This is a genomic window from Streptomyces rugosispiralis, from assembly GCF_024505145.1.
Classification (GTDB): Bacteria; Actinomycetota; Actinomycetes; order Streptomycetales; family Streptomycetaceae; genus Streptomyces; species Streptomyces rugosispiralis.
The window spans coordinates 12327-27078 of the sequence record NZ_JANIAA010000035.1; the positions used below are offsets into that span (position 1 = coordinate 12327).

Genomic DNA, 14752 nt, shown 5'->3' on the forward strand with positions numbered 1-14752 from the left:
GTCTCTCCTCGGGTGGGGGTTCCGATGGGAGCGGAGCGTGAACCTTCGGATCGGTGGGGACGGGTGACTTCGTTACGGGGGACGTGGTGACCAGCGAACCCGCTCGACCTGACTCCCTCCGGTCAGTTTCCTGACGAAACGCTGACAGTGGGGAAGGCCACGGTCACCGTGGTGCCGCGGCCCGGTGCGCTGCTGACGCTCACCTCTCCGCCGTGCCGCTCGACCACCCGCCGCACGATGGTGAGGCCGATGCCGCCGCCCGGCTCGATCCGGCCGTCCTCGTCGCGCGGGGAGGTGAGCCGGGCGATGTCCTGCGAGCCCATGCCCGGCCCCTGGTCGCTGACCGAAAGCTCGACGCGCGGTATTCCGCCGGGCCCGGCCCCGGTTCCGGCCCCGGTCCCGGTTCCGACCCCGGCCCCGGCCCTGGTTCCGGTCCCGGCCCTGGTTCCGGTCCCGGCCCCGGCCCCGGTTCCGGCCCTCGTCCCGGCCCCCGCCACCGGGCCGCGTACCGCCACGGTCACCGGCGACCCGGCGGGGGTGTGGCGCAGCGCGTTGTCCAGCAGATTGCGCACGGCGTGCCGCAGCATGCGGTTGTCGGCGACGACGGTCGCCAGGCCGGAGTTCTCGCGGGCGATGGGGCGTTCGGGGTCGAGCAGACCGAGATCCGCCACCGCCTCGTCGGCCACGTCCCGCAGATCGACCGGTTCCATCTCCAGCGGCCGAGTCCAGGAGGCGTCCGCGCGCGGGAACACCTGCTGGACCGCCTGGTGCATATGGTCGGCCTCGTCCTGGATCCGGCGCAGGGCGCGCACCATCAGCTCGGGATCGTCGCTGAGCCCCTGGAGCGGGAGTTCGGCCCAGCCGCGGATGGTGGTGAGGGAGGTGCGCAGCTCGTGCAGCAGGACCTCGAGCCGCTGCTGGCGCTCGTGCATGCTCATCCGGAGGCGAGTACGCCGAGCCAGTAGCCGAAGCCACGGCGGGTGTGGATCAGGGCGGGTCCGGCCTCGTCGACCTTGTGCCGGAGGCGGGAGACCAGCTTCTCGATGGCGTTGTCCCCGTAGCGCCGGTGGTCCGCCACCCACAGATGCTCGCCGATCTGCTCCTTGGACAGCACCTGCCCCGCGTTGACCAGCAGATAGCGCAGCAGCCGGAACTCCGCCGGGGTCAGCTCCAGCGCCCGCCGCCCGCGCCGGGCCTGACGGGTCGTCTCGTCCAGCACCAGATCGGCGTAGTGCGGCGACGGCTCCTCCCGCCGCCGGCCGCGGGTGCGCAGCAGGGCCTGCACCCGGGCCAGCACCTCGGCGATCCGGAACGGCTTGGTGACGTAGTCGTTGCCGCCGATGCCGAGCCCGGTGACCAGCGAGTCGAGCGAGTCGCGGGCGGTGAGGAAGAGCACCGGCGGATGGTTCTCGTCGGCCGCCACCAGGCGCCGGCACACCGTGAAGCCGTCCAGATCCGGCAGCATCACATCGAGGATCACCAGGTCGGGCCGGTCCCGCCCGACGCGGTCGAGCGCCTCCCCGCCGGTGGCCGCGGTGCCGACCCGGTAACCGGCCAGTTCGAGGGTGGTCGAGAGCAGCTCGGCGATTCTCGATTCATCGTCGACGACCAGGATGCGCTGCCCGTTGCCACGGGCCGGCGCTGGTTTCTCGCTGACACTCCCGTACACGCCATGACACTACGTGAACCGACCGTTCCGGGGCACGGGGGCCTTGACCGCGACCGATGAGATCCGGACAGGGCGAAGCACAGCCACGTGCCGTCACCACCCACATCGTGGTCCTGCGATTCCAGGGATAAGCCGGGTACTGGCTGGGCCACGCGGATGCGTTGAGGCTGCTTTCGGCGGGCCAGGTGGCCTGACCGCTACGAAGCGCGTATCTCCCGGAGGCGACCATGCCGAAACACCTCGTTTTCCGCCTGGCGGTGACCACCGCCGCCGCGGCGATCGGACTTACCGCGGTCTCGGCAACAGCCGAGGCGGCCGCACCGCCCCTCTCGCACCCGCGGATCGTCGCCCACTTCGACCGTCCGGCCGGGCAGGTGGCGGAGAGCGTCGTCGTGCGGCCGAACGGGTCGGCGGATGTCGGCCTCATCCTGTCGCGGCAGGTGGCTCACGTCACGCGCGGCGGACGAGTCGAGGTATTGGCGACCATGCCCCTCCCCGCGGATGGGGGCGTGAACACCCCCGCCACCGGGACCGCCTCCGTGACGGGGATCGAACGAACCGGAGATGGAACCCTCTACTTCCTCTACTCGGCAGGGGACGAACACCTCACCGGGCTGTGGAAACTGCGCCCGGGAGGCAAGCCGGAACGCGTCGCCGCTCTGCCTGCCGCGAGCTTCCTCAATGGACTCGCCAGGGACGAACGTACGGGGAACTTCTACATCACTGACTCCACACAGGGCCGAATCTGGCAGGTCGGACCGCACGGCGGAACCGCCAAGCTGTGGGCCGCGGGAGAGGATCTCGCCCCGGTTCACTTCTTCGGCGCCAATGGCGTGAAGGTGCACAACGGAGCCGTATGGGCGTCCAATATCGACCGGGGAACGATCCTTCGTATACCGCTGACCGGCAAGGGAACGGCCGGTCCGCATCAGGTCAAGGCATCCGGACTGGACAGCGTCGATGATTTTGCCTTCACCGGTCGCGGGGATCAGTTGCTGGCCGCGCTCAATATCCCGAACAAGGTGGTCCTCATCACTCCGGGCAAGGCTGACCGTGTCGTTCTCGATGAGCGCGATGGTCTGCAGAACACCACGGCGGTGGCGGTCGACGGCGATACGGTCTACGTCGCCAGCGGTGCGCTCACCACAGGCGGGGACGCGAATCTCCTGACGGCTCACCTCGGTCACCTCGACTGAGGCGGCAGCGGGTTCGCCATCCCAGGAACGGCAGTCCCACGCTGTCGACCGCGGGGTCGGGGACAATGGGAACATGAGTCGTCCAGAGAATGCGCTGGGTAACACACTGCGTGCATGGCGTGCCCGCATCACGACCGCAGACGTTGGACTGCCGGCCACCCGACGGCGACGCACCGCCGGTCTGCGCCGCGAAGAACTCGCCCTGCTGGCCGGAATATCCACGGATTACCTTCTGCGTCTTGAACAAGGCCGGGCCCTGCGCCCGTCTCGGGACGTCGTGGCCTCCCTGGCCCGCGCGCTGCAACTGAGTACGAATGAAACCTGCCACTTCCACCTGGTGGCCGGGCTTCTTCCGCCGACGCCCCAAGGCATCCCGCACCAGATGCCGCCTGGCGTACAGCGGCTCGTCAGCCGCTGGGGGAACATTCCGGTGGGGGTGTTCTCCGCCTCATGGACCTTGCTGACTTGGACATCCATGTGGGCGGCCTTGCTGGGTGACCCGTCCCTTCGGCCACCCGAGGAACGAAACCTGGTGCGCGCGGTGTTCCAGGAGCCGTCGGGGCCGGGCCATCCGCTCTTTCCTGTCGAGCAGGGTGCCACCGAATTCAAGGCGGCTCTCGTCGCGGACCTTCGGATCACGCGCGGAGCATACCCTCATGATGAGGAATTCAGAGTTCTGATTGATGAGGTCATGAGCCATAGCGAGGAGTTCCGAGGGCTGTGGAATGCCCCGGTGCTCGGCTCACGCCTGGGTGGCCACAAACGCCTGCGGCATCCCCTGGTGGGGGAGATAAGCCTCGACAACGACGTACTGAAGGTGCCTGACCACGATGTGAGGATCGTGACCTATACGGCAGAGCCGGGCACTCCGGACGAGGAAAAACTGGAGCACTTGCGAGTTGCCGCCGGCCGGACCGCGCTACCGCTGTCATCCGGCTGAGCCCGGCATATGGGAAGAGCGGGCCGTGGGGATCGGCCCCACGGCCCACGGTTTTCCAGCGGTTTTCCAGCGGTCTTCCGGCTTACTCAGCGTTCGGCTCTGGCCGCTCCGAAAGTGAGCGGGGAGATCTCGCCGGAATCCGCGTATTGGTGGAACCGGTCGGTCCAGGGCTTTTCCTGAAGGGTACGGACCAGTGCGCGGGGCACCGCCATGTGCACATCGCGGCCACCGGCCGCATCCGCCGGAGTCGGCGCGATGAGCACGGTCCAGGGCGTGGGAAGCGCCGGGACGTCGTACCAGAAGGGTGTGCCCTGCCCGAAGTCGAGGCTGTAGAAGGGGAGCTTGGACCAGTTGTTGATCACGATGGTGTTCTCGAACTTGTCGAGCGTCATGGTGGGAAGGATGCGCTTCAGGCGTCCCGCCTCGTATTCGGCACGGAGGAACGCCGTTTCCTGGCGGATTTTCTGCTCCGTGTTCGCGGCATAGCCCGAGCGGACCGCCATGGCGACCTCGCCGAGTGGGCGTGAGCGCAGTTCGGCCGCGCTCATCGCGGGCCGGGTGTTGGTGACGGTGTTGCCCCAGTAGTCCTCCGGTACGGCTCCACCGGCGAACGCGCGGAAGTCGGCGAGGAGGCCGAGCCTTTCCTCGCTCGTGTCGGGGCGGGCACGCAATGCGCCGAGCACCTTCCACAGATGGCCGGTCAGTGCGTCATTGGTCGAGATCCACTGCCCGGTGCCCGCGAGGTCGGCCATCGCCGCGTCCTTCATGGTGGCCAGTTCGGCGGCCGTGAAGCGGGTGATCACCATCGTCGTCGTCTTGGCGATGCTGCCCAGAAGGATGCGGCCCACGAAGACGGACTTCATGCCTCGCCGGGTGACCGTGAAATGAGGGCTGTCCGGCCGGGCGTCCCGCGCGACGGGTTCCGCGAGCGCGTCGATGACGCCGCGGTCGTGGCCGGGCCCGGTGTACCCGAGCCCCCGATGCTCACGCGACCAGCTCTCCAGGAACCTCATATAGGCGGATCCGTCGGCCACGGCGTGGTTCATCGTGAAACCCAGGACGGAGCCGCCGCCCTTCATATGGGTGAGCTTCACCGTGAAAAGCGGTGTGTCGTGGTCGACCAGCTGGAGCGGGTTGACATGACTCAGATAGCGGTTGATGCCCTTTTTGGCGGTGTGGTGCGGCCCGTGGTCCGGCATGGGCACGGATGCGGATGTCTCGATGAAGCGCACACCGGAGTCGTCGCAGAGCACGCTGAGGCGGCCGTCGGGATCCCTCTTCATACGGCCGGAAACCATCGGGAAATGGCGCAGTGTTCTGCTGAGGGAGGCGCGGAGCGCTTCGCCGTCGAGCGTCTCGCGATAGAAAAAGGTACGGGGGGTGTAGACCAACCCGATGAGCATGTCGTAGACGCTCAAGCGTATGCGGTCACCGGTCGCCGCTTCGGCTCGTACGGTGAACGTTCGCTTGGTGCTGCTCTCGGTGGCAGTGGGGGATGCCATTATTTTCGCACATTCTTTCGCCCGGCCCGAATGTTTCTGGGTTGACGTATCGACCTTACCCCCGGTCGAGAGCGGTCTCTTTGACTAGAACGTGTTTCAGGCAATTTTGAAAATAAGCGTGGCCGACCCCGCTGGGGCGTCCTCGCCGGAACCCCGGAACCCGCTGGACCCGCCGGAACCTTACGGAACCTTGGGGAACCTCGCGGGCGGACCGGCTGGGGGCCGACGGGAGCCGGCGCGGCACGAGCCCCGCGCCCGCGCCAACAGCCGCCGCCCGTCCTGGGCGGAGCCCCGCCCGCGTCGCTCGGATAGCATGATCCGAACTCACGACGAGCGCCCCCATCGCCCGCCCTTCACCGGAAAACCGTGCTATCCGGTGCGAAGAGTGACCTACAACCCACATCTAGCAAATCGGCCAAACAATTGATTCCTATAGCATCGCGGGTGTTTTCGCGAATAAACAGCAGAATAACGTTCACCGCGTGGCGCCGACCACGGGTGATGCTGTGGGCCACGGCTGGTGTGGCGCTCCTCGGGTTCCTCGTCGCGCTGGAGTTCACCGCGCGCCGTTACGGCTTGTCGGGGCCGATGGCCGGTCAGGCGCGAGAGGTGATATTCGCCCCCAAATCGGGCTTTCTGCTGTACGCCGGTATGGGCTTGATGATGGTGGTGCTCACCTGGCGGGAGCGGTTCATCGCGGCCGGTGCCGCGATCGGCATCGACATCGTCATCTTCGTGATGCGGTGGGTGGCCGACGCGAAGGTGACCGAGGGGCACCCCTTCGGCAATGGCGCGTTGTGGGTGATGCTGGGCTGTGCGGTCATCGCGGTCACGCGCCGTACCGGCCGGGAACGCGCCCTGCTGCTGAAGGGCGTCGGGCTGGGGCTGCTGCTGGTGGCCGGCCGTAAGACCGGCGACACCTGGCTGCTCATCACGGCGAAGACCCGCCCGGCGGTGCTCGATCCGTACCTGGCGACCGCCGATCACGCGCTGGGGAACCCGTCGTGGCTGGCGGGCCGGATCGTCGAGGCCATGGGCCCGGTCGGCGCCCATATCCTCGACTACGTCTACATTCAGCTTCCGGTGGCCGCGGTCATCGTCTCGATCTATCAACTGCGCAAAGTGGCGGCCGAACGCCGCTTCCCGCGCCACCATCTGGTGCGCACCTTTCTGGCCATCGGGCTCCTCGGGCCGGCCATCTACATGGTCTTCCCGGTGGTCGGACCGATCTTCGCCTACGGCGGCGGCGCCTTTGGCACCGGCGGCGAGCACTGGGCGTTGGCCAACCTGTGGCCGCACACCCCGCCGCCCATCAGCGTCCCGCATGCGATGCCCTTCGACGAGGTCACGCCGCGTAACTGCATGCCCAGTCTGCATACGGCATGGGCCACCTCGATCTTCATCCATTCCCGCCAGGGCCCGCGAATCCTGCGGTACGCGGGAACGTTCTGGCTGGTCGCCACGCTCGGCGCGACGCTGGGATTCGGCTACCACTACGGCGTGGATCTCGTCGCCGGTGTGGTCTTCGCGCTCACGATCGAGGCGGCGCTGCGCTCGCTCGCACGTGGCTGGGACCGGTCGGGTACCCAACTGGTCGCCCACGGCGCGGCGGTCTTCGCCGCCCTCCTGGTGGCCTACCGCTATCTGCCGGTGGACATGGCCAGACACCCATGGCTGTTCGGACCCCTTCTCCTGCTGGCGATGGGCTCGGTGATCCATGGCTATGTACGGACCACCAGGCTGTGGGAGCCGAAGGCCGTACCGGCGCTGCGGCCGGAACCGCGGCCCGAGATGGTGTGAGCCGTGTCGACCGTAAGGCGGCCATGAGACGGCCATGAGACGGCCATGAAGACGGCCATGAAGACGGCCATGAAGACGGCCATAGGGCGGCGGCTCCCGAGGCGGTTAGCGATGCGTTAGCCGATCGCCAGAGGATCATCAGCGGCGGCGGACAGCCTTGGTGTCACGGGCCCCCGAAACGCAGGGACGGGGCCACCCGCGCCAACAGGAGGGAGTCTCATGTCACGCCGCACCGGACATCGCCACGCTCGTAAGGTCGCCACCGCCGCGGTGGCCGCCGTCGCCGCGTTCGGGCTGGCCGCCTGCCAGGACACGTCGGACGGTGCCTCCGGAGCCGCGTCCTCCACCGCCTCCCAGGACTCCGGCGCCAAGGGCTCCGGCTCCCAGGGCTCCGGCTCCCCCGACGCGGAGGCGAAGAACGGGGAGGGCAGCGCGGCGGCCCTGCGGAAGACGGACCCCAAGCCGCTGCGCGACGGCGCGGGCCTCTACCCCCGGGCGATCCGCCTGGAGCACAGCGGGAAGGACAACGGCCGCGTGCTCGCCTCGACCGTCGTCCCCAACGGCGGCAACGGCATCGGCGCCATTCAGGAGAGCACCGACGGCGGAGCGAACTTCAACCAGGTGGGCACCATCGCCGACCCCGCGTCCGCCGACGGCAAGGGGCTGTGCTGCTCGGTCCTCTACGAACTGCCGCAACAGGTCGGCGACATGCCGGCCGGCACACTGCTGTGGGCCGCCTCCTTCGGCCAGGACGTACCCAAAGCCGACCGCCACATGTCGATACGCGTGTTCAAGAGCACGGACGTGGGACGCAACTGGACCCATCTGTCCACGGTCGCCTCCGCGCCGGACGCCAACGGGCTGTGGGAGCCGGAGTTCTCCATCGACGCCGACGGCAACCTGGTCTGCCACTACTCCGACGAGACCGATCCGAACCACAGTCAGAAGCTCGTCGCCGCACGCTCACGGGACGGCGTCTCATGGGACGGCCCGCATGACACCGTCGCCAGTGCCCCGGTCTCCGACCGCCCCGGAATGGCGGTCGTACGGAAGCTGCCGAACGGCACGTACGTCATGACGTACGAGATCTGCTCCGACGACCCCAAGTTCTCCTGCGTCGTCCACTACCGCACCTCGCCCGACGGCTGGGACTGGGGCGACCCCGCCAACCTCGGCACCCGGCCCCAGACGGCGGACGGCAAGTACTTCAAGCACGCGCCGACCCTGGCCTGGACGCCGGAGGAGGGAAATCCGCAGGGCAAACTGTTGCTGGTCGGACAGGTGATGTACAACGCGGATGGCAGCAAGGCCGAGGGCAGCGGCCGCACGGTCTGGACCAACAGCAAGGGCGGAGAGGGCGCCTGGAAGGAGATCCCGGCCCCCGTCTCCGTGAAGTCGGACAAGGTCGACTTCTGCCCCAACTACAGCTCCAGCCTGCTGCCCTCGGCCGACGGACACCAGCTACTGGAGATCGCGACCGACTACGACGGCGGAGTGTGCCGCCCGTACCACGGCACGAATGGCATGTGACCCCCGACCGTTGACCGGCCCCCGCCGATATCCGCTGTACCGGGCGCCCATGCGTCGAAAGACTGTCCGGCATGGAGTTCTTCTGCTACCACCGCGACCGGCCCGGCTCGCCGGCTCTGCGCCAAGAGCTGGTCGAAGAACACTGGTCCTACATGGACCGGTATGCGTCGGAGATGATCGCCCGAGGACCGACCCTCTCCGACACCGGCGGGGTGCCGACCGGCAGCGTGCACATCGTGGACCTGCCCGACCCGGCAGCCGCCCGCTCGTTCGTCTTCGACGAGCCGGGCTACCAGGCCGGTGTGTACCGGGACGTACTGTTGCGGCGGTGGCGCAATGTGCTGGGGCGCACGATGTGGGAATTCCCCGGGGGCCGGACCGGGGGCAACCGATTCCTGGTGCTCGGCCTGGGCTCGGGCGAGCCCGCCGACGTCGCCGTGCCCGCCGACCGGGATGAGCTGATCGTCTACGGGCCACTCCTGTCCGACGACGAAAGCACGTGGCTGGGTACGGCGGCACTGGTCCGAGCACCCGACCCGGAGACGGCCCGCGCTGTCCTGACCCCGGACCGGTACGCGGACATCGAGGTCCACCGCTGGCAGTTCGGCGGGCGGCCGTCGCCCGCTGTGGTGCGTGCGGGATCACTCACGGGAGGATCTGGCGTTTCTGGAAGATCTCTCCCATGAGGGCGAGGAGATCGCCCTGCCCGCGCCCGAGTTCAGCGTTCCCTTGTTGTCTGAGCAGAGGGGGACTGGCATGGCGTATGTCGGGGTGCGGCGGTTGTCCTTGACTTTTCTCGGCAGAACGGGTCGACATCTGTGAACCCCGCCTGCCAGAGCGGCTTCATCACGTCCGTTCACGTATCACAGCGTGGTCCGACCCGAGGAGATTCCGGGTGCGGCGGGTGCCGACCAGTCCCTTCGCTTGCGATGGAGCGGTCCCCCGAGAGATTCGCGAGGAACGCGCTCATACCGATGATCGTAAGTCCCCCGGATGGCGTGCGCGAAGTCGGCTCCACGCGCCTCGTTGAGCCTGAGTATCCGATCAGTGATGGCCGGTGATTCAGTCGCTTCCGGCGAATCCGTTGGCGGTGCTACTCGTACCGCGATGTCGGCCAGTTCCCCGTTTGTTTCGAGCAGGTGGTCCAACGCCGTGACGAGTTGCCTCGACGGCTGCTGCTTTCCCCCGAGCACGCGGGACAGATAAGCGTGGTCGTAGTTCAGGTGGCGGGCGACCGCCCGCACGCTCATGTTCCGGTCACGGATCAGGTCGCGGACTCTCTGGCTGAACTCCCCCGCTGTTCACGGTGAAGGGCCGCGCGATGATGACCATGCGCGTGTCGCGGGACGGCGGGAGGACCTCCGCCAGCCCTTCTGGCCTTGGCCAGGGGGCCGGCGGTGGTGGCAGTGGCAAGGGGCCCGGGTCAGCCCTGCTTGGGCGCGGCCTGCTGGACGACCTCGAAGGACCACAGCGTGGAGCCCGAGGCGGCGGGCTTCTGCTTCGGGGCGTCCTCGCCGCCGCGCTGGTGGGCGGCCTTCATGGGGCCCTCCATCCACGCCTGGAAGTCCTCCTCGCTGCGCCAGCGGGTGTAGACGAGGTACCTGTCGGTGCCCTCGACCGGGCAGCAGGTTCGCGAATGTACCTTTGCCCGCATGGCAGATGACGACCTCCTGACGCGGGCGCAATGGGGCAACCTCACCGGGCAGAACTGGGCGGTACTCGCCCGGCTGTCCACCGATGAGAGTGATGGCGAAGCCGCCGAGGACGTACCGGAGCACGGCCGACGCGCGCCGCTCACCGGCCGGGACATCAAGAGCACCGAAGAGCAGGACCGGGACGGGCGGAAGTTCGTGGAGAAGCGCGGTGGGCGCGTCGTTCACACCTACTTCGAGCCCGACACGTCGGCATGGAGGAAGCGGCGCGTACGAGAGCCTGATGGCCGGATCGTGTATCGCGTCGTGCGGCCGATCTTCGAAGGCGCCTTGGACGACTTGAAGGCCGGGCAGGCACCCAACGGCGAACGGCTCGATGGGCTCATCGTCTATGACATCGACCGCCTTACGCGGGACCCGCGCCACCTCGAAGACGCTATCGACGTCGTAGAGCGAAGCCGACGCCCGATCCTCGACATCACGGGGAGCCTCGATCTGCTCACGGAGAACGGCCGTGCCGTCGCCCGCCTGGTGGTCACCATGAGCAACAAGCAATCCGCCGATACGGCACGGCGGGTGCGGCGTAAGCATCGTGCCCTGGAACGCGAGGGGATACCCACCGGAGGCGCCCGGCCGTTCGGCTGGAATGACGACAAACGCACGCTTCACCCGGACGAGTCGAAGCACATCCGCAAGGCGGTCGAGCGCATATTGGGCGGTGCTCCGTTCCGGGCGATTCCGCTTGAGTGGAACGAAGCGGGGGTGATGACGCCCAGGGGCAACAAGTGGACGCCGAGCAAGGTAAAGGAGATGTTCCGGAACCCTCGGCTGTGCGGCTACCGGTCACGGAAGGTCTGGCAGACCAACCCGGTTACCGGTGGTGAAATGCAGCGCTGGGAGATCGTTCACGACGACGATGGGCACCCCGTGGTCGGTCAGTGGGACCGAATCATCACGGTTGAGGAGTGGCGCGCACTGGTTGACGTGATCGGGGAGAGCATGGGCCCCGGCGACGGCCACAACAGCCGAAAGTACTTGGGAACGGGGACTCTGCGGTGCGACAAGAACGAGTGCGGCGCAGCCCTACGGGTGGTGAAGGCACCCAAGAGCGCGAAGAAGCCCGAAGGGTTCTTCTACTACGCCTGCGCCGACAAGGGGCAGGGCGGATGCGCCGGGACGAAGATTCCGGGGCCGGAAACGGATGAGGCGATCAAGGAATTGGTGTTCGCCAAATGGGAGGAGGAAGCCGCCCGGCGCGAGGCGGCAGCGGTGCCCCAGGAGTGGAGCGGCGAGAGCGACCTGGCCCGCGTGCGCGAGGACATCGAGGAAGCCAAGGAAGCCCGCGAACGGCGCATCATCTCCAAGGAGCAGTATTTTTCTCTGCTCCAGAGGTACACCGCTGAGGAGCGACGCTTGCAGCGGGAGCGGAACCAGTGGTTCAAACGCCGCTACGCCAGCCAGGGTGAGCCCGGCAATCTCCGTGAAGACTGGGACGGGCTCACCATCGTCGAGAAGCGTTCGCATGTGGAGCAGACACTGACTGCGGTACTCGTCGCGCCAGCGGTCGGCCGACGCAAGCCGGTACAGACGCGCTTGACTCCTCTGTTCCGCACCGAGGACGACATTCAGGAGTCCGAGGAAGACTGACCCGGACGTGGGCGGCGGGTGATCTCAATCCGCAAGGTCGCGTTGACCCGCCGCCATTTCCGGTCGGACCACTTCGGAGAGCTACGGGCATGAGCACGGGCCCACTCGCGGAGTTCCTCGTTCGGAACGGTCACCGGATATCACCCCCGTTGTGCCTGATCTCCTCACGGGCGATTTCACGGTTCAGGGCGAGATCCTCGGCGATACCAGCGGCGATGAGCGCGGCGCCGGGGGTGTGGCCGGAGCCGACGTATCGCCAGGCCGCTTCCGTGACCGCTTCCGGATGCTGGGACGATCCGGCATCGTCGCGCTGGTGCTCGGCGCGTTCGGCGCGCAACGCGGCGTACGTGGTGGAGTAGCGCCGGGACTTGGTGAGGATGTGGCCTCGGTAGCCGAGCGTGTGAGCCCATGCGCGCAGTCGCAGGTGTTCCAGTTCGGGCAGGCCGCCCAGGCGCCAGCAGGTGCCCATCAGGGCGCGCACGTGGCCGGACAGGCGAGCAGTGCGGATGTCCTCCACGGCGCTGACGGGGTGGTCGAGTCCGGCGGCGGTGTCGGCAGCGCCCTTGGTGACGTACTTGGCCACGTAGGCGGCCACCGCGTCATCCGACAGCCCCGTGCCATCACCGAAGGAGCGGATCGGCCGGACGTCGAGTTCTGTCCCCCAGTCGAGGACTTCCGTCCCGTAGGCGGAGGACTCGGGAACCCGGACGGTCGCGGAGGTGGCAGCGCCGCGTACGGCGTCGGCGAGCAGTTCCGGTGTGGCCCAGGTGGGCGGGACCGTGCCGGGACCGGCGGGGCCGTCCAAGCGCACTACGGCATGGAAGTGGATGGCCGCCCGCTGCTGGTACTCGGCCACCTTGGCGAACGACACCACCAGGTGAGCACCCAGCCGGGACCGGGGGAGGCCAGCAGCCGAAGCGAGGTGGCGGCGTACGGCGGTGGTGAAACGGTCCCACAGCCGCCCGGCGTGCGCGTGCCACAGGGCATGTCCGGGGTAGTCGTAGCAGGCCGGGCACACGGGCTGTCCGGCCAGCGGATCACCGTCACCGTGGCTGCGAGAGCACCCAAGAGGCAGACCGTGCGCACAGTGGGGATCGTCCCGCCGAGGTCGGCAGCGGGAGCCATCATCGCTGATGCGGTGCACGGGGCCGAAACCGGGCGCTGTCAGCGTGACGAACAGCCGGGGCCGCTCGCGTACCGAGCCGGGCACGGTCTTGCCGCCGGTAAGCCCCGCACGTACGAGGTGGAAGGTGTCTCCGGCGTGCAGGCGTGAGCAGGGGGCGCAGACGGTAGCGCGGCGATTACGACACCGTACGGCCAGCCGTTCGCCAGGTTCACCGGCCGTGGAGTAGGCGGAGAGCACTTCGCCGGTCTGGGCGTCACGGGTGATCGTGGAGCCGGACAGGTAGACCGGGTGGGCACAGCCACCGATAGCGGTGATCTGCTCAAGCCAACGGGCGAAGCCCGGATCTTGGACGAGCCGTATCGTGTCGCTGTCCGCTTCGGAGAGCAGCCGCAGGCGCCTTTTGCGCTCCAGCTCGGTCGAGCGGTCGGCACAGGCAGTTGACAGGGATCGGGAGATTCGGACGCGCGAAGCGTCGGACAAGTGTCACCTTCCAGGGGAGCAAGCGCAATCGGGCCGGAGGGCCGCCGTTCAGGCGTGACCCTTCCTGGTTGCGTCTGACGTCACGTCAGATCGTTCTCGATCGCTTTGGCTGACAGGCGGTCAGCCCGTGCTCCTCTGGGTTCGTCGGTTGGCCCTTACTGGGCCCTCACTCGTCCCTACATGTTCTCAAGCGTTGCCCACTGACTGCCAGCGAATTTCCACCCGTCAAGCCCACTGCTCTCACCGGCCACACTCCCGGGGGCCCGTGCCTTCGCACCCCCTGATCGGCCGACCGCCACCGTGCACCCAACGCCTGCACTCAACGACCGGGCGGAGCGTGGCGGAAACTGTCTTCACTTACTCAAGGGCGCGCCTTCGGCGCGCCGGGCGGTCTGGCCGCCCCGCCGGGCTGCGGCGTGGCCGCCGGTCCCGGCGGACGCCCACCGCCCACACCCGTCAGCGCACCCGCGATCGTTCGCCGAGGAGCCGACCGCCGTTCGGGGCGGGGGCGTTGTGGCTGGGGCCGACGGCCTACGCGGCTTTTAGGCAGCCACCACGGGGCGAGCCTCCAAGAACAGGGGGCCGATCGGTCGCAAACGCGGGCAGGATCACAGACCCGCCCGATTCGCCGGGCCAGCGTAAGGCCCCCTGTTCTCTCGCCCCGTGGCAGCTCCCGCCCAAAAGCCGCTACGGCCGGCGGCGTGCCCACAGCGCGCCGATCCAGCACCGCACGCCCGCCACCGGCCACCCCGATCAGCCCGCCCTGCCCAGCCGGGCCGCCGTCACCCGCGCCAGCATCGCCACCTCACGCGCCGACCCCGGAGACAACTCCAACCGCACCACCCCAGCCCCGTCCGGTCCCGTAGCGGCACGCAGCCGCAGCCCTGCCGCCTCCACGCCGACGAGGCTCAGTGCGTCGCCCAGCTCGGCCGTCGCTTCCCGGGCGTCCCGCCAGCCGCTCAGGTAGTCCACTCCGCGCACCCATATCCCCGCCTCCAGGTCTGCCGCATCTCCCTCGAATCCGTCGCCGCCATGGCCGCACATTTGGTCAAGTCCCCTTCTCTGCAAGTCACCTGACAATCAATGACCGGGCCACGTCGAGCGGGAGCACGACGACGACCCCGGTACCATCGGCACCGGGGTTCGTGATCGATCCCCAGCCGGACCACCCCGGTAGCTGTCCAGGCGAGAAGGGGTGGTCCGGTATCGC

General features: G+C 68.2%; 14 protein-coding genes. 7 read left to right on the forward strand and 7 right to left on the reverse strand.

Annotated elements, in window-relative coordinates; genetic code table 11:
- Nucleotides 1-122: 122 nt before the first annotated feature.
- Both NP777_RS35305 and NP777_RS35310 read right to left on the reverse strand, forming a co-directional pair.
- Nucleotides 123-938: a sensor histidine kinase gene (locus tag NP777_RS35305; RefSeq protein WP_256654273.1), complete on the reverse strand. Its 816-nt coding sequence runs from the start codon at nt 936-938 to the stop codon at nt 123-125.
- Nucleotides 935-1669 carry a response regulator transcription factor gene (locus NP777_RS35310; protein ID WP_256654274.1) on the reverse strand — a complete coding sequence of 245 codons (735 nt, stop codon included), beginning with the start codon at nt 1667-1669 and terminating at the stop codon, nt 935-937. The genes NP777_RS35305 and NP777_RS35310 overlap by 4 nt, the downstream gene beginning before the upstream one ends.
- A gap of 227 nt (nt 1670-1896) precedes the next feature.
- Between NP777_RS35310 and NP777_RS35315 the strand changes: the two genes are divergently transcribed.
- Together NP777_RS35315 and NP777_RS35320 are read left to right on the forward strand one after the other, a co-directional pair.
- Nucleotides 1897-2865, forward strand: a complete 969-nt coding sequence (locus tag NP777_RS35315) for a hypothetical protein (protein ID WP_256654275.1) — start codon at nt 1897-1899, stop codon at nt 2863-2865.
- Nucleotides 2866-2938: 73 nt separating this feature from the next.
- Nucleotides 2939-3805, forward strand: a complete 867-nt coding sequence (locus NP777_RS35320) for a helix-turn-helix domain-containing protein (protein WP_256654276.1) — start codon at nt 2939-2941, stop codon at nt 3803-3805.
- Between the two features lie 86 nt (nt 3806-3891).
- On the opposite strand, the gene NP777_RS35325 is transcribed toward NP777_RS35320, so the two are convergent.
- The gene (locus NP777_RS35325) at nt 3892-5307 is read right to left on the reverse strand and encodes an acyltransferase (protein WP_256654277.1); all 1416 of its coding nucleotides are present in this window, start codon (nt 5305-5307) and stop codon (nt 3892-3894) included.
- Nucleotides 5308-5808: 501 nt separating this feature from the next.
- Here NP777_RS35325 and NP777_RS35330 point away from each other — a divergent pair.
- The 4 genes from NP777_RS35330 to NP777_RS48645 all read left to right on the forward strand — a co-directional run bounded on the left by NP777_RS35330 (nt 5809) and on the right by NP777_RS48645 (nt 9459).
- Nucleotides 5809-7107 (forward strand): phosphatase PAP2 family protein, encoded by a 1299-nt coding sequence (locus NP777_RS35330; protein WP_256654278.1) that lies wholly within the window; start codon nt 5809-5811, stop codon nt 7105-7107.
- Nucleotides 7108-7326: 219 nt separating this feature from the next.
- Nucleotides 7327-8637: an exo-alpha-sialidase gene (locus NP777_RS35335; protein WP_256654279.1), complete on the forward strand. Its 1311-nt coding sequence runs from the start codon at nt 7327-7329 to the stop codon at nt 8635-8637.
- Between the two features lie 71 nt (nt 8638-8708).
- Entirely contained in the window at nt 8709-9323 is a 615-nt protein-coding gene (locus NP777_RS35340) for a YciI family protein (RefSeq protein ID WP_256654280.1), read from the forward strand.
- Nucleotides 9271-9459, forward strand: coding sequence for a hypothetical protein (locus tag NP777_RS48645; protein ID WP_391858637.1), 189 nt, complete (start codon nt 9271-9273; stop codon nt 9457-9459). Before NP777_RS35340 ends, NP777_RS48645 begins: the two co-directional genes overlap by 53 nt.
- Before the next feature lie 41 nt (nt 9460-9500).
- Here the strand turns inward: NP777_RS48645 and NP777_RS35345 are convergent, their stop codons facing one another.
- Entirely contained in the window at nt 9501-9887 is a 387-nt protein-coding gene (locus tag NP777_RS35345) for a helix-turn-helix domain-containing protein (protein ID WP_391858638.1), read from the reverse strand.
- Between the two features lie 173 nt (nt 9888-10060).
- The gene (locus NP777_RS35350; RefSeq protein WP_391858639.1) at nt 10061-10291 is read right to left on the reverse strand and encodes an antibiotic biosynthesis monooxygenase family protein; all 231 of its coding nucleotides are present in this window, start codon (nt 10289-10291) and stop codon (nt 10061-10063) included.
- On the opposite strand from NP777_RS35350, the gene NP777_RS35355 reads away from it, so the two are divergent.
- Entirely contained in the window at nt 10290-11936 is a 1647-nt protein-coding gene (locus NP777_RS35355) for a recombinase family protein (RefSeq protein WP_256654281.1), read from the forward strand. The genes NP777_RS35350 and NP777_RS35355 overlap by 2 nt on opposite strands.
- Nucleotides 11937-12066: 130 nt before the next feature.
- Here the strand turns inward: NP777_RS35355 and NP777_RS35360 are convergent, their stop codons facing one another.
- Both NP777_RS35360 and NP777_RS35365 read right to left on the reverse strand, forming a co-directional pair.
- On the reverse strand, nt 12067-13455 hold the full coding sequence (locus tag NP777_RS35360) for a replication initiator (protein ID WP_256654344.1): 1389 nt from the start codon (nt 13453-13455) through the stop codon (nt 12067-12069).
- 840 nt (nt 13456-14295) lie between these two features.
- Complete coding sequence (locus NP777_RS35365) at nt 14296-14586, reverse strand: hypothetical protein (protein WP_174883498.1); 291 nt, start codon at nt 14584-14586, stop codon at nt 14296-14298.
- Nucleotides 14587-14752: the final 166 nt, after the last annotated feature.